Origin of the sequence: aff. Roholtiella sp. LEGE 12411 (assembly GCF_015206995.1) — a bacterium.
Taxonomy (GTDB): domain Bacteria; phylum Cyanobacteriota; class Cyanobacteriia; order Cyanobacteriales; family Nostocaceae; genus Komarekiella.
The window spans coordinates 1-19,461 of sequence record NZ_JADEXR010000009.1; the positions used below are offsets into that span (position 1 = coordinate 1).

Consider the following 19,461-nt stretch of genomic DNA (forward strand, 5'->3'; position numbering starts at 1 on the left):
TNTGTATAAGAGACAGCCCCATGCCCCATGCCCAATGCCCCATGCCCAATGCCCATTGATTCATAAATAATACTGCCGCGATCGCTCATTTTATTTGGCGCGTTAACAACAGGTAACGCACCAAATCACACCAGAATTAAGCTGTAGCGCACCTAAATTGAACATCTTTTAGTTTAAATAGTCACGCATTCCAGAGTCCAGAGTCCAGATTAGCCTTGACACTTGACACTTGACACTTGACACTCTTCATGAGTGACTATGCAAATTTATTTGCGTAACAGCTTAATTAGGTAAAACCTGCCGCAATGCAGCTAAAAGTTGGTCAACACTTTCTTTGCGACTGTTAAAACCCATCAGTCCAACCCGCCAGACTTTACCAGCTAACTCACCAAGACCACCACCGATTTCAATACCATATTCATTCAGTAATTGCCGTGCAATTGCTTTACCATCTACTCCGGGTGGAATGCACACAGTAGTAAGCGTTGGTAGCCGGAACTCTTGCTCGACGTGCAAACTTAGTCCTAAATCTTCCAAACCTTCCCAAAGATAGTCTACATTCTTTTGATGACGCTGCCAGCAGTTTGCCAGCCCCTCCTCTGCAACCAAACGCAGTGCTTCCCGTAATGCATAATAAAGGTTAATAGGTGCTGTATGGTGATAGGTGCGTTCAGTACCCCAATATTTGCCCAGCAACGACATATCTAAATACCAATTCGCAACCTTTGTGCGGCGCTGCTGCAATTTCTCAACTGCACGCTGACTCATAGTAAAAGGCGAAGCACCGGGTGGACAACCCAAACCTTTTTGGCTACAGCTATAGGCCAAGTCAACTCCCCAAGCATCTAAAAACAAGGGGACACCACCCAAACTCGTCACCGTATCCACCAGTAGCAGAGTGCCAAATTCAGCACACACCTCAGCTACTCCTTCCAAGGGTTGACGTGCGCCAGTAGAGGTTTCAGCATGAACTAGAGCCAGAATAACCGGACGATGAGTTTCTACAGCAGTTCGGAGTTCTTCCAAGGTGAAGACTTGTCCCCAAGCTTTTGTAATAGTTCGTACATCGGCACCATATCGCCCAGCCATATCAACCAGGCGATTTCCAAAGTAACCAGCTACACCAATTAAAACCACATCACCAGGTTCTGTGACATTAGCAATTGTCGCCTCCATAGCAGCCGTTCCCGTCCCGCTGACTGCAATAGTCAATGGGTTTTCTGTCTGCCATACATAGCGTAGCAAGGATTGAATCTCATCCATCAGTGCCAGAAAAGCTGGATCAAGATGCCCAACAGGGGAAGTATTCATCGCCTGGAGAACTGTGGGATGGGCATTTGAGGGCCCTGGCCCCAGTAGCAGGCGGGATGGTATTTCTAAAGGCGCAAGTTGCAAGCGCTGACTGTCGTTAATTGCAATTGTTTGCGTCATAATTTATCCTTGTTAGATCATACTTACCGGATCATAGAGCGATCGCAGACTTGGTTGTGAAACTAACAGTCAATTGATTTGGTGTTAGTCCACCTCTGTGGACTTTGGTTGTGTAGTAGCAAATTATATTCGCTGAGGACTTTTCAAACAACCTATAAACCTATAATATGATGTACGATCGCTTCTGCTGTTGGAACATTAGTTGCAAGTAGAACTTGATTAATGTTACATATTCTCAGCAGCGCTTCTTCACTTTCTTGATTAGGCTGAGGTTGCAGAAAATCTCTCAAGAAAATAACTGCTAAAACATCTCCTGAGCTAACTAATGAAGCAATTGTTAGATATCCTCCAGATGTTGCTGCTGAAATTTCTTGACTGATAGTTATACCTGTCTGTTGATGTAAAACTTCACTAACAGATGGCCAAGTGATTGTGAAGCTCTGCGAGAAAAATTCTTGATACTGAGCAACAAATTCGGCAAGTTGTGATTTTTTACTTTCGTGAGCTATGAGCACTATATTTCTGTGAGTGACCATTTGAGGATAGTCACCAACATTTGCTGCTTCTGCAATCTCATCAGACAAAGCTTCCTCTGTTGTCTCTAAATGCAAATCAGTATATTCAAAGACTTTGCTTCCCTTTGCAGGAACAAAATTGACAGCTACCTCACCAAAGCCTACACTAACTTCTTCTCTGGGTGTAGTACTAAAATCAATATATTGATTGCTGAATACTTCCAAAACTTCTGGCTGAGCTTTAATTGTGTCATTGTGTGCAGTAAATACCTCAAAAACTTCGCTCACTTTCTTAGATATATCTAAATCTGTAGCTTCAGAGCTAATAACTTCTAGGACTGTACTTTCCTCTTCAGATGCTCGGCTCATCTCACGTGGTTGCACAAAGTCAGCTTCTGCTGCAAGTGCTGTCTCAAAAACCATAAGTTCATTGTTGATAGCTTCCAGAACTTCTAACTCGTCAACATCTATGGTGATTTCTTCTGCAACAGATGTACCTAAATCCCCAACTTCATCACCAACAGCTTCTGGAACTTTGCTTACCATCTCTGGTGGTTGAATTAGATCTTCAGGGGTAGTTATTGTCTCAGAAACTGGAATGACATCATCAGGCTGAGTAAAAGTAACTTTTGAGCTTTCGCTAATTTCTGAGGAAGCAGTATTGACTATTTCCGAAGTTTCTAATTCACCTATAGTTTGATTAAATACTTCAGCAGAATCATCATTAACTCCTGCTGTTGCTGGATTGGCAATATTGGAACTTTTGAAATTTTCAGTCGTTCCTGATGTAGAAAATAGAGAAGTATCTATAATTTCAGATACTGTTTCTGGCAATTGCTCAGACAAGGGATTGAGTGCTTCCACTACCAGAACATAATCTCCGATCTCGATAATATCCCCATTTTTCAAAATGTATGATTGATCTTCTTCTGCCTGTTTTCCGTTAACTATTGAGCCATTTCTACTGCCAAGATCACAAAAGTAGTAATTTCCACCTTCAATTAAGAATTTTCCATGTAACCGACTGACATCAGGGCTGTCTAGCACTACATCAGAATCAGGAGCGCGACCTATCACCCATTCTCCCTTTATTGTAGTTTCTAAAACCAGGTCAACTTCATTTACTTCATTTACAGTTGGTGAATAGCTAACTTTTATTTTCATATTAATTTGTGGTTAATTTTACTGATTTTATTCACCCAACACTGACGGTTACTGTATTCTAAATTCAAAATATCGTCTTGCGACCAGTAGAAATAATTAGCAATCAAGACTTGCACCACTCTCAGCCAATGCAGTCCGCAGATTTGTAAATACTTACTTAAACTGAGCTATAAAATCATCAATAGCGAGTTTACCACAACCCTGTTATATTGATAAATTTAATTCCTGCATTCATAAGCAAAATTCATCTGTTTAATCACTTACAACTGTCAGCACAATCTTATGCTGCATCTTACCAAAAATGTGACAGGCTATTTCTTTGCAATGTGAAAAGCAGAGATATATGAGAGATGAAGACTACCTTCAAAGTCATCTTCGATTCGATTCTTCAATTCCGAGAACAGGACTTCTTTACTATGTGGTTCTAACTTTATGTACGGCGAATAAGTGTTTAAAAGCATTAAATATTCATCGACAGTGTAGCTAACTTCTGACGTAACTTGACCGGATATTAAGTCTTTAAATTGCCCTGAATCGATGACCATTTTTCCTAAACCTCTCAAGATATTTTCTTGAGTTTTTTGGTCTTCATATCTGTTGAGAGTTGGAGCATATACTTGATATACTTCAGATAAGGATTGATACACTTCGTAGCAAGGTTGTAGTTCCTTGTTCCACAATAAAATCAAGTAACCATTCTCTTTTAGGGCATTTGCCGCTTTTGGATATCCAACTTCTGGTGATATCCAATGAAAAGAAGTTGCTGCTAAGACAATATCAAATTTTTCAACCTCTAGTGTCCACTCTTCAAAAGATGTGTTCTGAATTTCTACATTCGGATACAATTGACAATTTTGTTGAGCTAACTGAAAAAAATTTGGGTTGGGTTCTAAGCAGACCATTGAGCAACCCAATTGAGCAAAGGCTACCGTTGCAGTTGCAGGGCCACATCCAACTTCCAGAATTTTTGAGTCAGTGGAGAGTTGAGCAATCTCTACAACTTGGTGAATCAAATCTTCAGGATAGCGTGGTCTTGCTTTGTTGTAAGCTTCCGCAGCTGGAGAATACCAATTTTTGCGTTGTTCGAGGTCTCTGCTAGAGTAGCTGATTATTGTTTGTTTTAGATCTTCCATAATCTACTTACGAGTAGTGCATCATCAAGCAAGCATAAAACGCCTTTTTGAAGATTGGCAAATTAGAGAAAGATTTTTATTGGTGAACAACTAGCTTAATTCTTGGTTTTCTGAAATATCCGCCGCCTGCGCCCATTTTCAAACGAGGGTTTTCGTAACGGTACTACATCAGCTTCACTACTCTCGCGTGCAACCCTAATCAGTAATCCAGTAGCCACCAAGCTAGCAATCATAGAATTACCACCGTAACTAAACATAGGCAAAGGTAAGCCGGTGGTTGGTAGAGAACCTGTGGCAACACCAATATGCAGCAACGATTGCCCAACCATCAAAATTGTTACACCGATCGCCACTAGTTGATGCACTGGATTTTTAGCCTTCAGTGCCACAATTAATCCGAGTGTGGCGAATAAAGCTAAGAGTGTTAACAACACCATACTGCCAACAAAGCCAAACTCTTCGGCAAACACAGCAAAAATAAAATCAGTATCCTGAATTGGTAGATAAAACAGCTTTTGTTGAGAAAGACCATATCCAGCACCCCATGTTCTCCCAGAACCTACCGCTAGCAGACTTTGCACTAACTGGTAGCCATCCCCTGTAGCATCCGCCCAAGGATCGAGGAATGACATTACCCGCTTACGCTGATATTCTTTAACACTAATACTAAGTATTGCCAACATCACTCCACCGATTGCTGTTCCTCCTAAGTACTTGTAAGGCAATCCAGCTGCTAAGGCAATTAACCAAATAGTCATGCCGCAAAGTGCTGTTGTACTCAAGTTAGGCTGGGCAATAATTCCTAAAAGTACAAAACCAAAAATACCCAGCCAGGTAAAGCGAACCCGCCAACTTATTCGTTCCCATTGGCCAAAAAGCCGTGCGCTTTGCAGCACCAAAAAGGGTTTAATTAATTCCGAGGGTTGAATGGGAACTGGCCCGATGGCTATCCACCGGGCTGCATCAAAAGCTTTCTTTCCTAATCCTGGTATCAATGTGACGAAAATTAATGCCAAAAATAGCATCAAAAACCAATGGGATGACCCCAAAATTTTCTGCAAGGGGAGATTAACAATAATGTTGAATCCAACTAAGGACACTAAGACCCAAATGACTTGACGCTTGAAATAATACAATCCATCATCATGACGGGCGTCAGCGACAGGATAGGATGCTGAGAATAGCATGATTAAGCCGACAAACAGCCAAATCAATGTTAGCCAGCGCAACAACCGTGCTTCTAATGCCCAGGCGGAGACGGAATTACCAAAAATTGGAATTAGGCTACGTAGATTCACGAACAGTACAGGTAAAAAGTTAGGAATTATGAGTTAAGAGTTAGAAATAAAACTGATAAGTCATAACTTATAATACGATGCACCGCTGACATTGAAAAAGGATGCTATGGAGTTTGCTCGCGCGAACTCCGTTTGTGTAATCACGACGTACTGCTTTTTCTACCAGAGCTTTGGCTACTATCGTCTAGGGCTTCAGTTAGAAGGTATCCTGTAGATGTTATATTCTGGTGACTAAACTTGATCTCAAGATATTTATTTAACAAAACTCAATGATGTAACGCGATTCACTGCTTGGCCATCTATAGGTGAGGGAATTTCAACCCAGAACTCAGTTCCCTGTCCAGGTTTTGATACACATCTCAGTGTTCCCCCGTGTTTTTCAACTACAATTTGATAGCTAATTGATAAACCCAATCCTGTACCCTTACCTACAGGCTTAGTTGTGAAAAATGGATCAAACAGTCGTTCCTTAACGGCTTCTGTCATTCCTGAACCGTTATCAGCAATTCGGATAACAACACACTTTTTTTCTATGACTTCTGTAGTAATTGTAATTGTATTAGGATTAGCATGAATTTCTGCGATCGCGCGTTGAGTGTTATAGTTTTCGAGCGCATCAATAGCATTACTAATAATATTCATAAATACTTGATTTAATTGACCAGCATAGCAATCTACTAAAGGCAAATTTCCATAATTTTTAACTATTTTGATGCCTGGATGATCAACGCTATTCTTGAACCTATTTTGTAGAATCAGCAAAGTACTATCGAGTCCTTGGTGGATATCAACCTTTTTCATTTCCGCTTCATCAAGACGAGAGAAGTTCCGAAGGGATAACACAATTTCCGCGATACGTTCGGCTCCTACTTGCATTGAATGTAGGATTTTTGGTAAATCTTCTAGTAAAAAACCTAAATCAATCGCCTCGATGTAATCTTGAATTTCTGACACAGGATTGACATAAAACTGTTGGTAAAGATGCATAAGCTTCAACAGACATTGCGTATAATCTTTTGCATATTTTAAATTCCCGTAAATAAAGTTAACAGGGTTGTTAATTTCGTGAGCTACTCCCGCAACTAATTGCCCCAGACTGGACATTTTCTCGGCTTGAACTAATTGGGCTTGAGTTTGCTGTAGCTCCCTGAGGGATTTTTCCAATTTTTTAGCCTGTGCCTCAGCAATTTCTGCTAAATTCTCCTTGATTTGCAGAGCACTTTGTAATTGTGACCTTTGCTGTTTCAGTTCTTTCGTTAACTTTTTGGCATCAGTCAAAGCAGTATTCTGAGCTTGCAGTAGAAAAAGGAAATCAACAATTGGGTCGTGAATCGCAAAGTCCTTGAGTTTGATACCTAAGGGAGCGAGGCTATTCGTATCTGTAATCCAGGGAGAACCTAAAAAAAATGTTACGTCCTGCTCTGGTACATACATCATCTGACCCTTTAACTGCATTCCATTGTTTAGAAACTCCAATATAAACAGAGCACGGGACTGTTTATTAATTACATCAAAATCGATCGGAATTTTTGGACGATTTATTTGAAAATGCTGCTCAATCAGTCTACCAACTAATGGTTCAGGACTAATGCGTCCTAAAACATCACCAGCTTGTAAAATTTCCCGATTACGGCTAAATGCAAAGTGGAACGGAAAAGCTTTCGCCAGCAACTCTGGCGAAAGAGTAAGGTGAGGAAGAGCCATGCTACTGCGCTCAATTTGATTTATAAAGCACTAAAAATTCATCATGTTCAGCACCCTCATCCCGACTCTGGATTTGGGTAACATGGACTTCAGTATTAAACCTTGTTCCCAATCCCTTAACTAACCCAAGAATCATTGGTGTCAGTCCTTCTCTACTAGAGCGATAGTGTAAATTCAGAGAATCTTCCTCCATCTCAGTACACTCAAATGATGGAGGTTCGAGTTTAGGAAAGCTAACTCCCACACGAGCATGAAGATTGTCAAGATTTTCTAAAAACTCAGGTAGTGTATCCCCACTCATATCCATCATTTCGCCATAGCCTTCTTGGGCTGTGTATTGAACCCAAAATTCTCCAAAGGCTTGCATAATTTCTGAAGGAGATAAACTCAGCACCACACTAGCAGCTTTTACCAGCCTGTGGGTGATGTTATCAGGATAGCCTTCCATACTCAGGAAGACATCTACGTTTACTTCTGCTTTGTGCTTAATTTCTTTCCAAATCTCTTCGCCAAAGTGACTGCACACCATGTCTTGAATCGCCTTGTTCACTAGTCCGTACATGGAAACCTCCTTTTATTGCACCTAACTTTTTTGTCCAAAGAATTTGAATTTAATAACCAATATCCTAAAAAGGTTATTTAAATTACAAGTGTTTCTGTAATCGAGCCTTAATACGTCTTATTTAGAGCTTTAAAAACTGGAAAAAATAGAGTAACATCCCTGGATTCTAGTGCTACAAGCTAGCCTAAATGCATCCGTATTTATACTAAGTATGAACAAGAAGCGATGAATTAGGAGACAAGCTAGATTTAGAGATTTGACGCTGAATTCCATTAAAGAATTGGACACGAGCATCCATTGCTTCAACAATGGCCAACTTCACCTTGATATCCTCCTCGCTCATGCTGATACGAGGTTCAATTACGGCTGCTAGCTTTGCTGCATGACTATCATCCACATTAATATGGACTTCAAAAAAGATTAAGGATTCTTTGGGCAAGGGAGTAGCACCTACAATTCCTTTGTATAGTTGCGTATACAAGGAGCTAACAATTCCTTCGGAAGCATAACAGACAGCACCCAGTGCAGCTAAATACCCGTACTGATGTGGAATCCTTAAGTAAGTCTCAATTAGAGCAAGAGTTTCAGGTGCAGTGGACAGTGCTGTTAAAGTTTTATCGTCAATACCAAGTGCGCGGGTAAACCGACGAAATAACTCTGGATGGGACTGATTTACATCTCCCTGTCCCATTTCGTCAAATAGGTTCTCCAAAATGACTAATTGAGTAGTTTCATCTTGGCAGCACGACAAGATACTAGCTAGGATACGATTAAATTCTTTGGAGAATTTATACATCTGAACAGCTAATAGTTGTACGTCTGGTAGAAATAAATTTCCAGTACGACAGCGGGTTAGGAACTCATGATTCCATAGAGGATGATTATCTGTTATTTCACGGAAAGAATTTTTAACAAGAGAAGATATCTGTGTCATCGTGATACTTGTATGGCTAAATGAAGAGGTTGGTCAAGTAAAGAGCTAAAGAATGATTCATCTATAGCGATATGTTCTGGTGTCACACGCAGTTCCTGTAGAATTGGCATCGTATTAAAGCCAGCATTCTTAAGGGCATTAAAGTAATCCTCAAGAGTTTTGTGAATCAATTGAACATTTAGCCAAGAACCGTCTCGTTTCCAAATACGACCAGGAAACTGTTGGTCTCGCTTGCTGAAGTAGCCTGTACCCTCAACTTGAAAATAAAACGGATATGCAGCTTCTCGCATATATGGAAAAGATGGGTGGGGAACGCTGAATACAAATCGACCGCCGGGACGAAGAATGCGCGCAACTTCCGCCATGCATTCTTCGGTCTGAGCAATTGTCAAATAGTTAAATAGAAAAACTGCAACAACTATGTCAATTTCGCCATCATCAAACTGCTTGAGGTCGGTAGCACATCCTACTTCGTAGCTAATACCTAGGGTATCTTCTGCTTCTTGTAAGCTTGCTGCTGCAATCATGCTTTGGGAAAGGTCTACTCCATGCACTCGTGCAGCGCCTCGTCGGCGTAATTCTCGACTGCAATAACCTTCACCACAACCTATATCTAGTACTTGCAATCCAGCAACAGGCTCACAAAGCTCTAGTACAAAAGGGCGTGCCGTAAAGTCTGAAAGGGAACTAGGCTCTCCTCTAATCCACTCTGATGCCGTACGATTATATAGATTTCTAGTTGAGTTTTTATGGTTCAAAATTGACATTTTTAATTATTTTTTTGACATTTTGCTTGTAATTATCTGAGCACCTATAGGATTCCTATTTAATTTTTGAAAAAACTGCATACACCTCTAACTCCTTTTTTCCTATTCCCTATTCCCTATTCCCTATCCCCCATTCCCTGTCTCTACGAGTCAGTTCACGAATCAAATCGGATTACTATAGATGTACTGTAATCCTATTGAAGTTGTGGATAAAGATTACCTGCTATAAAAAATCATCGAGACTAAATTTGTTTGTGTTCTATTTAGTAACACTGTACAAAGAGTCAATACAATATCAAAGTTGATTAATTGAACTATTTAGGTTTTAACATCTGCTGGTTTTGTTGCTAATGTTAAATTTACCGATTTTTGTCTAACTGCTAACTTTGCAGCTAGAAAGCAGTCTTTTAAAAGAAATGATTAACCTGTATATGATGATGCTGTTAATTTCTTAAAGTAAAAACGATTAAATATAATTTTTCTTCATAAATTCTTGTTTTATAAAAAATCATTTACTTCACATTTTGTTTGTTTAATTTCAGAAATTAAATTACACTTTATCTTAATTTTACTTAAATTAAAAATGCTCACTTTATTTTCAAAAAAAGAAGAGTACAAAGCAGTATATTTTACGATTTATATAGATAAAAAAGTTGTTAACTTGTAATAACATAATTCGTTTTTAAAACGAACTATTTTGAATGCATAAGTTACTTCGCTAATTTAGAAAAACTTTTAAAAGAGATGATGTTAGAAAAAAGGTTACTAGAATATCCAGTGTGCGATCGCTTACAATATGAGCGCGCGATCGCATTCTCTCAGCTTGGCGATCAACTCTTTGATGAGCTTGCTAATAGGGTCGCCACAAGGCAGCAGTATCGACTGCTGTTTGAACACACATTAAGGCCTGAGTTATTCCAGCAAATTCGCGTTGCTGCTGCGGGTTATATATGTGCTTGTCTGAATAGTCCGATCATTCTATCAGAAGCTCAAATGCTTCAACGACTACTAGAAGCAAGAAATTCTTTGCCCAACTATACTGGTACTGGTCTTTTGATGCCCAAGCGAGAACACGCTTTGGCATTTAACCTCTTTCAAAAGAGTGTTGCCGAAGCTTTCTACCAACTAGGAGCAAATGACCTAATCGATGCAGTGGATTTACCAGTAAATCTCCGCATGGTTTATGGTAAGACTGACGCAACTAGGTTGCGTTTACCCTTTGCTAGTTCCAAATGCCATAGCGATGTGTGGGCAGGTGTTGCTGCTGACGCTACTGTGGTGGTTCTACCACTGTTTGGCGACATCGATAATATAACCATCGAAGCGGGTGAAATGCCACGAGAAATGGAACTACAGGCTATGCGGGTAATGTCTGACTTCGATGAAGGTCGAGATATTCCAATGGTTGTCTCTTACACCGATGCACAACTACAACACGGTACGATGTACTTTAATGATGCTCGTGGATTACATCAAACAGTGAGACGGAAGACTGAGGGTTTGAGAATTTCACTAGATTTCCGGTTTCGTAGGAAATTCAATGAAGCCTACCGGGCAATGGTAGCGCCTAGTATTGGTGGTGTTGAAGAAGATATGAGTGTGCCCTATGAAGACTGGCTAAAAGTTGGTAAAGAAACGCTAATTGTCTTTGATGAAACTGTTGAACAGAGTAAGAATAAGCAGAATACGGGCGCTCCAGTTCCGCTTTATACTCGCGGGTATCGCCTTGTAAAGTTGTTTGACTTTTGACTTTCAAAAACACGCCCAACAAAAAAGAGGTCTTTCTCGACCTCTTAATAATTCCTTATAATTTCGATATAAAACTATTACAGCAATCCAGCATTAGCGCCTTGCTTGCCAGTTGCCAATTCCACCTTGATTATTTTGCCGCCTGCTTTTTGAATACGTTGTTGTTCACGAAACCAGTTTTCATAAGGAACCAGTTTGGTAAAGTAGGTATTTTGTAGTTCGCGTTGGGTACGAATTCGGCTTTGGCTAGGAACAAGAGCAGTAATTTTAAACAAACGGGACATGATCTAAGAATCTCCTGTGGTGTTTATGGAAACTTTTTTTATCTCAAAATCTTGAGTGCAAATCTTTAATTAATTATTCCAAGGCTGGAAATCAAGCATCAATACTAGACCGCTAACACTCATCACTGATAATTTAACAAGATAAGCAATAAAACGCTCTAGCACTCACGATTGATTTCCAGACCTTAATAAAGCCGCACCTAAATTCTTAAGCGCAAACTAACTAGCTCTTAGCTCAAGCCAGAGGAGATATAGTCTAAGTAAACGCCCATTTCTTTACCGGCATCAGAACCTACTAAGCTGGCAGTTACTTCTTTGATTGCTTGGATAGCTTGTACGGTAGCACCGACAGGAACACCCAAGGAGTTGTAAGTTTCCTTCAAGCCATTTAGCACGCGCTCGTCCAAGATGGAAGGATCGCCAGCTAACATGGCATAGGTAGCATAGCGGAGGTAGTAGTCCAAATCGCGAATGCAAGCAGCATAGCGACGAGTGGTGTACATATTGCCGCCTGGACGGGTGATATCAGAGTATAGCAAAGACTTTGCTACAGCTTCTTTGACGATCGCCGCAGCGTTAGCGCTGATGGTGCTAGCAGCACGTACCCGCAGTTCGCCAGTGGAGAAGTAGCCTTTCAGCTTCTCTAAAGCTGATGTATCAAGATATTTACCTTGAACGTCCGAAGAGTTAATGACAGCGGTAATTGCGTCTTGCATGTTGTTAATTCCTTATTTCCAACCGTATTGCAATTCTTCTGTTTCTTGCCGAGGAAACAGCTTCACCCTACAGTAGGGCGCCAACTAGGTAATCGAAGTAGTTCCCAGCTTCAGCAGCGTCTTCACCAGACAGCAGTGTAGCGGATACATTCTTCAGACCACGGATACCTTCAGCAACACCTTCAATAGGAGTTCCCAAGGATTTGTACATTTCGCGGACACCCACAACACCGATTTCTTCGATGGGGGTAACGTCACCAGAAACAATACCGTAGGTGACAAGGCGGAGGTAGTAATCGAGGTCACGCAGACAAGTAGCGGTCAATTCTTGACCGTAGGCGTTACCACCAGGAGAAACAACATCAGGACGCTTTTGAAACAGTTGGTCGCCAGCTTGCTTAACCAGCCGCTCGCGATTTTCTGTCAAAACTTGAGCAATCCGCAGACGGCGCTCACCACCTGCAACAAAGGACTTGATCCGATCCAGTTCACCAGGGCTGAGATAGCGGGCTTCTGCATCAGCATTCACGATGGACTTCGTGACGATACTCATTAATGGATTCCTCCAATACTAATGAAACCAGGATTTGATTAAACTGGTACGACTTTAAATTTGGTAGACAGAGGTTCTGTTGTCTCGTTTTTTTAGATACAACAGTTAAATAACTGCTATTGCTAATACATTACGAGTTTGCTTGAGTTAATACAAGTACACAACCTTCTAAACTCAGCTACCTTCCGCAAAATATTTTCCGGCATTCTGTTGAGCATTTATGACTGCTCTTAACAGTTTGTAATATTAATTTTCAGATTTACTGTCCTCGCTGCAATCTGAAAGCGTTATTACGAAAGGTTGCAAAGGGAAGACTAGGTACTTAGGGATTGGGGATTGGGAAAAGTTTTCCCCAGTCTCCAATCCTGGCACGTAGTGCTTTAGCGATCGCCTTGACGACCCGATTGTTTCACCAGGTCAGCAGCCGCTTGTACGCTACCGAGGTAGTTTGCTGGCAAGGATGGGAAGCGGTTATAAGGCACCACGTCTTCGCCAAAGAAGCAAGAATATTCTGGGCTATCCACTATTGCTTCTACAGTAGCTTGCAAACCGCTATCAGCTAGCAGCTTGTTATACTGGCTAATTTCTTCTTGAGTTGCGGGTGTACGCCCCAACAGGTGGCGCAATAGAAACTCAATCACCTTGGTGTGGGGATAAGGCATGTAAAAGCGCTGGCGATAAATTTCCGAACTTGCGAGTTCACGCACAAACTCCCGCACGGAAATTTCGCCATTCTGGAGCTTGCTGTCTAGGTGAGCCAGGCGGAAATCATTAGGTACTTGAGAGCTAAATACATCCAACACCTGACAGTAAATAGCATTAATTACCTGTTGCATTTCTGCTTGGTTTATGCATTCACTCAGACGGTAAATACGTGCTTTACCATAGCTTGTACTTACACCCACTTTTGCAGACTGTCCAGGACTATCGTTGTAGGAACGACCTAGTTCAGTAAACGAGGGCTTGCCATTTTCGGTAGCCTTTGTTTGCGCTGCTATGTGTGCGATCGCTCGCGTCAAAAGCGGTGTGTTAGCAGATTCTTTGCTGGGTTGCACTGGCTCAAAGCTAGGCACAACCACGTCATCATTTTGCTTGGTTAGCTGGTTGTAAAGCTTCTCGGTATTCGGGAAGTTTGCAGCTGGTAGGGTCGGGAAGCGACGGTAAGGCACCGTATCTTCACCAAACACCTGATTATATTCCACACTATCCAGTAGGGCACTGATGAAGGCACGAATACCTTGAGTAGCCAAAATCTGGTTATACTTGCGGATTTCTGCCTGGTTTAGTGGTGCGCGTCCTAGGAAATGCTTGGTTCCTAACTCAATCACCTTAGTGTTGGGGTAGGGTGTGTAAAATTCTTTGAGATAGAGGTTGGAGTAACCCAAACCTTCAATAAATTCTTTCACACTGATTTCGCCATTCCCTAGCTTGCTTTCCCACGCTGTGAATTCGTTTTTGGCGATGTAGGGTGCAATATCGCGCTCAAAAATCTGGCGGTACGCAGCGCTGATCAAAGTTTTTACTGCAACTTTATCACTGGTATTCGCTACCAACTTAAAGATTTTTGTTTGTTCTCGCTGCTTGCTGACACCTTGGTTAATGCGGAACTGAATATCTGGTTCTGTCCGATTTTCTGTGACTGTACCCAGTTTCACAAAGTTTTGCGTTTCTTCCTTCTTAACTCTTGTGCCGACATCTTCACGAATGCTACCAACCCGCAGCTGTCGTAGTGCCACACCACCAGGAGTCAGATACCGTTCGTAGGGAACTGTATCTTCACCAAATGCCTCAGTGTACTCTAGGCTATCAATGATGGCGTCAACCACCGCATAAAAGCCCTTTTTCGAGGCAATGTCAAAGTACTTGTTGAGTTCTTGACGACCGTAGGTCGGACGACCCAATAAGCGACGATGGATGTACTCTATCGCCTTACAAACATACAGCGATGTCCAGTAAAGGTTACGGAATATATCTGACTTAGCCAAAGCACGGACAAACTCCCGCACGGAAATGTTGCCGTTTTCCAGCTTGATTTCCAATACCTTCTGGCGCTGACCTTCGTAGACATCACGTCCGAAAACTTGTAGGTAAGCAGCTCTAATCACTGCTTGTGTTGAGCTTTCAGAGAATTTTACACTTGCACCTTTGGTAGCCTTCTTACCAATGGTGCCAGGAAGTTGATCCAGCTTGAACACCTTAGGCCCAAGAGTACCGGGAGCCTCGCCTCGCGCCTTGGGATTACTATTTTGGTTATTAATGCCTGCCCCTTGGTGGATCAGGATGCGTTTGGTATCCTTGCCAAAAGGAGCCGGACTGGTGCTAGGATTACGAGTTTCTTTCGGAAAAATTGCCCCAAACTGGATTTCCAAGGGGTCATTACCAGAACCGTAGGGATGTTGATCTGGTAGTGGTTGTTCGTAAGCAGCAAATGTGGTGATGAACTGAGGTATTTTGCGGAAAGGCGCACTGTAGTTAAACAGGTCTTGTTGCGGCCCCCAGTTGCGACATTCTTGTGCCTCTTGACCCAAACCACGAAGGTAGGGTACTGTTTCTTCGCCAAAGTAGTCGCTGTATTCTTCAGAATCTACTAAAGCATCTACTAAGGCTGCTAGACCGCCTTGGGAGATAATCGCAAAGTATTTTTGTACCTCTTCGCGGCTACTTGGTCCCCGTCCCAGAATGTGACGGAAAGCCAGTTCGATAACTCGGCTGTTAATAAAAGGCTGGTAAAACTGTTTTTGGTAAAGGGGAGATTTTGCTAAACGGCGAACAAACTCTTTCATCGAGATGTCGCCATTTTTCACCTTGGATTCTAGGTCAGATATCGACAAGCTATAAGCACGGGTAATGTCGCGCTCAAAGATTTGCCGATACGCTGCTTTGATTACCTCATTTTTCTCGCTAGTTGACAACCCAGACTTCATCACAAACTTGGGTCGCCGCTCTGCCGCAATAAAGTAAATTTGTGGCAGTTGTAACCCTTGCTGATCACCTGAAGGACGTTGGCGTAGTTTATTTGAGGGTGTGGCTGCTTTGAATTCTGTCAGCAAAACATCCATGTACTGAGACACAATCTCTGTAGCCTCAGCATCCCTGCGGAAATATGAAAGTGCCGCAGCTGAGATTTCCTGCAAAGCCACCAATGTTGCTTCACCGGAGCAGGCATTTTCAATTATTTCCCTTAGACCCCGTGTATTCACCGCTATGATGTTGGGGTCGCCAGCGACGATCGCGTATGTAGCATAGCGCAAGAACCAGGATAAGTCCCGTAAACTCTTCGCCATGTTGCTCGGGCCATAACGAGCAACGTTGATTGGTCTGAAACCTGGAGGTGTCGGGCCACTGGGGGATGAGTTAAATATTGAGCGTAAATTTTCTAGGAACCCACCACGACTTTCAACGTAGGTGACATTCCCCAGTCTCATCCCGTCTTGAACATTAGTACTACTAGCAACAGCCATTGCCAATTCTGGTTCCCTCGGCTTTTCTAAAAAAGCCATTGGCGAACCACCGACAAAAATCCGGTTGGCAGCTCGAGATACGATAATCTCAGAATTTTCTGTGAGCGTCTGGGCAATTTCTAGACGCTTTGCACCAGATGCAAAATAGCTTGCCAGTTCATTGAGTTCACCGGTTCCCAAGAAGCGGTCTTGTTGTTCCGCTTGGGAAATTGTCGCCACTGCTAGGGTTTGATATAGTTGCGGACGCGCAACTGAGCTTCCACCACTCGCCTTAACACTCATCGGATTTGTAAAACTCCCATCATAATCATTTATGTGTTAAGTCTGGGTTGCTTTGAGGCTTGACACATCGGTATGTTTATGCCTTAAGAGCTTTAGAGTGCCGCCTTCAAAACTGCCAGTAAATTAACCCAGTCAGCTTTTAGATTAGAACGTTTTGCGTTCTCAGGACTGGTTTATTAAGAAGTGTGTACAACCTTGAGCTTGGTGTATCAAGTTTCCAAAATGAAAACTCTTACTTGCTAGATACAAAAACTTGGCTTTGTATCTAACAAGTTACAAAACACTACAAAAACATTTTACCCAGATTTTGAACACTTAATTTTATTCGACAAAGCAAAATCTACTGAAGTCTACACCCGTTTGGGACTTACGTACTGAAAAGCTCAAACGACAAGCTGCTACCCGTTTACTCCTGTCTTAATATTTAACAGCAATAAAATTCAGGCAACTATTTCTCCAAACCTTCCGTAAACAACCAATATAAATTAATACATTTTTTTGTTTAGCAATATTTAAGGAATAGATCTGTGTATCTTTTATAAAAACCCAATAATTACCGAAGCAGAAATATCTTGGCGTGAGTTAAGCTGTTGCCGTCAGTATTCATACACAGGACTTACGCAACTGGCATATTATTTTAAGTTCGTAGTAAGGACTTTAGTCCTCACTACAAACAAAAAATTGAGATTTTTGTGACACTTGCGTAAGTCCTGATACATTAAAAAATTATTATGCTTAAGAGTAATAAATTTAAATGGTTATACTTTGCTGCTTTGTCTACCCTAGTTGTAACCTTTGCTTTTGCTCCTGCAAACGCCTTACCAGGACAGAATATTAACACTGTCTTGAAGTGGGTAAAAACCAAACCTCAATTACCAACTCTGACATATAGCAGCGAAACGTTAACTTATTACGGCACAAGGGATAATCTGAGCTTTCATGTGAGTGTTGATCAACAGAAAGTGCGTAGCGAGAGTATATCTGTAAACGGTGACTCCAAGCTCAGATTCACTCAGAAAAATGCCAAAGCGGTGAAATTCCTTCAAGACATTTATGGTTCTAATATTGCCAATGATTTCAAAAATGCTCGCTATGTCACCAAAATTTCTGACATCCACTTTTATCGCGGGCAAAAATTTGCTTACACTGTTTTTGAATTCGAGGGTGGAACTGATTTACCTGGTTCTTCAGGATTTGAGATCATTCCCTTAAATAAGTTGCAGCAGGATATAGATAATACAAAATATTGCCAGACCAATCAATGTGACATTTAATTAACGCTGTACTATGGAATTTACATAAGCATTTACTGATCGTAAATCATTTCACTTTGATGTTTTTTTAGATTTCTTGTGCAATGGATATCTTACATCCGTTCCACAATAGATTATCAGATGTACCCTAAGTGCCCAGCATTCGCTAAACTCAGAGTTGCTGCGATTTTCCCCACCATGTCAGATTCTCAAACTGTTAGTGCTGCTGTTGCTAAACTCTACAACACATATCCCTTTCCGCCGGAAGCTCTATTAGATGAACCACCTCCCGGCTACAACTGGCGCTGGAATTGGCTAGCCGCCCATAGCTTCTGTACTGGTCAAAAACCCCAAAAGCAGGATATCCGTATTTTAGATGCTGGTTGCGGTACAGGAGTAGGTACAGAGTACCTTGTTCACCTTAATCCCCAAGCTTCTGTTGTAGGAATTGACCTCAGTACTGGCGCTTTGGCTGTGGCAAAAGAGCGTTGTCAACGTTCAGGGGCTAACCGCGTTGAGTTTCACCACCTGAGCTTGTATGATGTGGAACAATTGTCAGGTGAGTTTGATTTAATTAACTGTGTCGGCGTTTTACACCATACCCCCGATCCAATTCGCGGCATTCAAGCTTTGGCGAAGAAGTTAGCTCCAGGCGGCTTAATGCACATTTTTGTGTACGGGGAATTGGGACGCTGGGAAATTCAACTTATGCAACAAGCGATCGCTCTCCTCCAAGGCGACAAACGGGGTGACTACCGCGATGGTGTGCAAGTTGGGCGGCAAATATTCGCCTCTCTACCAGAAAATAATCGAATTGTCAAATCCGATAAGCAGCGTTGGTCATTAGAAAACCACAAGGATGAATACTTTGCCGATATGTATGTTCATCCCCAGGAGATTGATTACAACATTGAGACGCTGTTTGAATTAATTGATGCTTCCGGCTTGGAGTTTATTGGCTTTTCAAATCCTAGTTTTTGGCAGTTAGAAAGACTTTTGGGCAAAGCACCAGAGTTGATGGAACGGGCACAGGGATTAGGCGATCGCCAGCGTCATCGCTTGATAGAATTACTCGATCCAGAAGTTACTCATTACGAGTTTTTCCTCGGTCGTCCTACTGTGATCAAAGCTGATTGGTCAGAGGATGATGTCTTATTAACGGCAATACCTGAACTCAATCCTTGTATTGAAGGATTTCCCAGCCAATGTTTTTTTAATTACGATTACCAGATTGTTAACTTATCAGTAGCAGAGTTTGAGTTTCTGCAAAAATGCGATGGTAATTCAACGGTGACAGAGATTTTAGCAGGTGTACAGATGGGACTTGATGAAGTTAGAACGCTTCTCAAGCAACAGTTGATTTTGTTAACACCAGTTTAATACGGCAGTTTCCTTTGGAACTTGTCCCTCAAACCTACAAGACATGAACGCCGATAAACTATTTGTGTTCTACGAACTTCTGAGCGCCGACTTGCGGCGCTCAGAAGTTCTCTGTGTGTTTATTTGTCAGAACTTACGCAAAATTGCCAAAAAGCTTAATTTATCGAACCGCCAACGCGCAGCGTCTCGCAGAGAAGACGCCTTCTTTACAAGACACAGGGCATTATTTTTACACAATGTAACTTTTCGCAACATGAACTTGTAAAAGTAATTTA

At 41.7% G+C, this 19,461-nt stretch carries 17 protein-coding genes; 4 read left to right on the forward strand and 13 right to left on the reverse strand.

Annotation, left to right across the window (positions count from 1 at the left end; genetic code table 11):
• Window positions 1–282: 282 nt before the first annotated feature.
• The 9 genes from IQ246_RS03485 to IQ246_RS03520 all read right to left on the reverse strand — a co-directional run bounded on the left by IQ246_RS03485 (window position 283) and on the right by IQ246_RS03520 (window position 9,508).
• Complete coding sequence (locus tag IQ246_RS03485; protein ID WP_194000155.1) at window positions 283–1,431, reverse strand: alanine--glyoxylate aminotransferase family protein; 1,149 nt, start codon at window positions 1,429–1,431, stop codon at window positions 283–285.
• Window positions 1,432–1,583: 152 nt separating this feature from the next.
• The gene (locus IQ246_RS03490; RefSeq protein ID WP_194000156.1) at window positions 1,584–3,110 is read right to left on the reverse strand and encodes an FHA domain-containing protein; all 1,527 of its coding nucleotides are present in this window, start codon (window positions 3,108–3,110) and stop codon (window positions 1,584–1,586) included.
• On the reverse strand, window positions 3,107–3,229 hold the full coding sequence (locus tag IQ246_RS31185) for a DUF6760 family protein (protein WP_339379315.1): 123 nt from the start codon (window positions 3,227–3,229) through the stop codon (window positions 3,107–3,109). Before IQ246_RS31185 ends, IQ246_RS03490 begins: the two co-directional genes overlap by 4 nt.
• Window positions 3,230–3,421: 192 nt before the next feature.
• A complete protein-coding gene (locus tag IQ246_RS03495; RefSeq protein ID WP_194000157.1) occupies window positions 3,422–4,243 on the reverse strand; it encodes a class I SAM-dependent methyltransferase in 822 nt (273 codons plus the stop codon).
• Between the two features lie 95 nt (window positions 4,244–4,338).
• The gene (locus IQ246_RS03500; RefSeq protein ID WP_194000158.1) at window positions 4,339–5,541 is read right to left on the reverse strand and encodes an FtsW/RodA/SpoVE family cell cycle protein; all 1,203 of its coding nucleotides are present in this window, start codon (window positions 5,539–5,541) and stop codon (window positions 4,339–4,341) included.
• Between the two features lie 252 nt (window positions 5,542–5,793).
• On the reverse strand, window positions 5,794–7,245 hold the full coding sequence (locus IQ246_RS03505) for an ATP-binding protein (RefSeq protein ID WP_194000159.1): 1,452 nt from the start codon (window positions 7,243–7,245) through the stop codon (window positions 5,794–5,796).
• A 10-nt stretch (window positions 7,246–7,255) separates the two neighbouring features.
• A complete protein-coding gene (locus IQ246_RS03510) occupies window positions 7,256–7,807 on the reverse strand; it encodes a heme NO-binding domain-containing protein (protein ID WP_194000160.1) in 552 nt (183 codons plus the stop codon).
• Between the two features lie 205 nt (window positions 7,808–8,012).
• On the reverse strand, window positions 8,013–8,741 hold the full coding sequence (locus IQ246_RS03515; protein WP_194000161.1) for a TenA family transcriptional regulator: 729 nt from the start codon (window positions 8,739–8,741) through the stop codon (window positions 8,013–8,015).
• Window positions 8,738–9,508 (reverse strand): class I SAM-dependent methyltransferase, encoded by a 771-nt coding sequence (locus IQ246_RS03520; protein WP_194000162.1) that lies wholly within the window; start codon window positions 9,506–9,508, stop codon window positions 8,738–8,740. The genes IQ246_RS03515 and IQ246_RS03520 overlap by 4 nt, the downstream gene beginning before the upstream one ends.
• Window positions 9,509–10,252: 744 nt before the next feature.
• Here IQ246_RS03520 and IQ246_RS03525 point away from each other — a divergent pair.
• On the forward strand, window positions 10,253–11,257 hold the full coding sequence (locus IQ246_RS03525) for a hypothetical protein (protein WP_194000163.1): 1,005 nt from the start codon (window positions 10,253–10,255) through the stop codon (window positions 11,255–11,257).
• Window positions 11,258–11,334: 77 nt separating this feature from the next.
• On the opposite strand, the gene IQ246_RS03530 is transcribed toward IQ246_RS03525, so the two are convergent.
• From IQ246_RS03530 to IQ246_RS03545, 4 genes are all read right to left on the reverse strand, one after another.
• Window positions 11,335–11,541, reverse strand: a complete 207-nt coding sequence (locus IQ246_RS03530) for a phycobilisome linker polypeptide (RefSeq protein ID WP_162399880.1) — start codon at window positions 11,539–11,541, stop codon at window positions 11,335–11,337.
• A 230-nt stretch (window positions 11,542–11,771) separates the two neighbouring features.
• A complete protein-coding gene (gene apcB / locus IQ246_RS03535) occupies window positions 11,772–12,257 on the reverse strand; it encodes an allophycocyanin subunit beta (protein WP_162399879.1) in 486 nt (161 codons plus the stop codon).
• Window positions 12,258–12,324: 67 nt separating this feature from the next.
• Entirely contained in the window at window positions 12,325–12,810 is a 486-nt protein-coding gene (gene apcA / locus IQ246_RS03540) for an allophycocyanin subunit alpha (protein ID WP_162399878.1), read from the reverse strand.
• 380 nt (window positions 12,811–13,190) lie between these two features.
• Window positions 13,191–16,553, reverse strand: a complete 3,363-nt coding sequence (locus tag IQ246_RS03545; protein WP_194000164.1) for a phycobilisome rod-core linker polypeptide — start codon at window positions 16,551–16,553, stop codon at window positions 13,191–13,193.
• Window positions 16,554–17,284: 731 nt separating this feature from the next.
• Between IQ246_RS03545 and IQ246_RS03550 the strand changes: the two genes are divergently transcribed.
• From IQ246_RS03550 to IQ246_RS03560, 3 genes are all read left to right on the forward strand, one after another.
• Window positions 17,285–17,827 carry a hypothetical protein gene (locus IQ246_RS03550; protein WP_194000165.1) on the forward strand — a complete coding sequence of 181 codons (543 nt, stop codon included), beginning with the start codon at window positions 17,285–17,287 and terminating at the stop codon, window positions 17,825–17,827.
• A gap of 177 nt (window positions 17,828–18,004) precedes the next feature.
• Complete coding sequence (locus IQ246_RS03555) at window positions 18,005–19,186, forward strand: bifunctional 2-polyprenyl-6-hydroxyphenol methylase/3-demethylubiquinol 3-O-methyltransferase UbiG (RefSeq protein WP_194000166.1); 1,182 nt, start codon at window positions 18,005–18,007, stop codon at window positions 19,184–19,186.
• Window positions 19,187–19,229: 43 nt separating this feature from the next.
• Window positions 19,230–19,451 (forward strand): hypothetical protein, encoded by a 222-nt coding sequence (locus IQ246_RS03560; RefSeq protein WP_194000167.1) that lies wholly within the window; start codon window positions 19,230–19,232, stop codon window positions 19,449–19,451.
• The last annotated feature ends 10 nt before the right edge of the window (window positions 19,452–19,461 follow it).

Coding starts and splice junctions, on each gene's coding strand:
- IQ246_RS03555 (WP_194000166.1), top strand. CDS start 18,005: ATGTCAGATTCTCAAACTGTTAGTGCTGCTGTTGCTAAACTCTACAAC.
- IQ246_RS03510 (WP_194000160.1), bottom strand. CDS start 7,807: ATGTACGGACTAGTGAACAAGGCGATTCAAGACATGGTGTGCAGTCAC.
- IQ246_RS03545 (WP_194000164.1), bottom strand. CDS start 16,553: ATGAGTGTTAAGGCGAGTGGTGGAAGCTCAGTTGCGCGTCCGCAACTA.
- IQ246_RS03560 (WP_194000167.1), top strand. CDS start 19,230: ATGAACGCCGATAAACTATTTGTGTTCTACGAACTTCTGAGCGCCGAC.
- IQ246_RS03520 (WP_194000162.1), bottom strand. CDS start 9,508: ATGTCAATTTTGAACCATAAAAACTCAACTAGAAATCTATATAATCGT.
- IQ246_RS03550 (WP_194000165.1), top strand. CDS start 17,285: ATGCTTAAGAGTAATAAATTTAAATGGTTATACTTTGCTGCTTTGTCT.
- apcB (WP_162399879.1), bottom strand. CDS start 12,257: ATGCAAGACGCAATTACCGCTGTCATTAACTCTTCGGACGTTCAAGGT.
- IQ246_RS03485 (WP_194000155.1), bottom strand. CDS start 1,431: ATGACGCAAACAATTGCAATTAACGACAGTCAGCGCTTGCAACTTGCG.
- apcA (WP_162399878.1), bottom strand. CDS start 12,810: ATGAGTATCGTCACGAAGTCCATCGTGAATGCTGATGCAGAAGCCCGC.
- IQ246_RS03530 (WP_162399880.1), bottom strand. CDS start 11,541: ATGTCCCGTTTGTTTAAAATTACTGCTCTTGTTCCTAGCCAAAGCCGA.
- IQ246_RS03525 (WP_194000163.1), top strand. CDS start 10,253: ATGATGTTAGAAAAAAGGTTACTAGAATATCCAGTGTGCGATCGCTTA.
- IQ246_RS03505 (WP_194000159.1), bottom strand. CDS start 7,245: ATGGCTCTTCCTCACCTTACTCTTTCGCCAGAGTTGCTGGCGAAAGCT.
- IQ246_RS03495 (WP_194000157.1), bottom strand. CDS start 4,243: ATGGAAGATCTAAAACAAACAATAATCAGCTACTCTAGCAGAGACCTC.
- IQ246_RS03515 (WP_194000161.1), bottom strand. CDS start 8,741: ATGACACAGATATCTTCTCTTGTTAAAAATTCTTTCCGTGAAATAACA.
- IQ246_RS03490 (WP_194000156.1), bottom strand. CDS start 3,110: ATGAAAATAAAAGTTAGCTATTCACCAACTGTAAATGAAGTAAATGAA.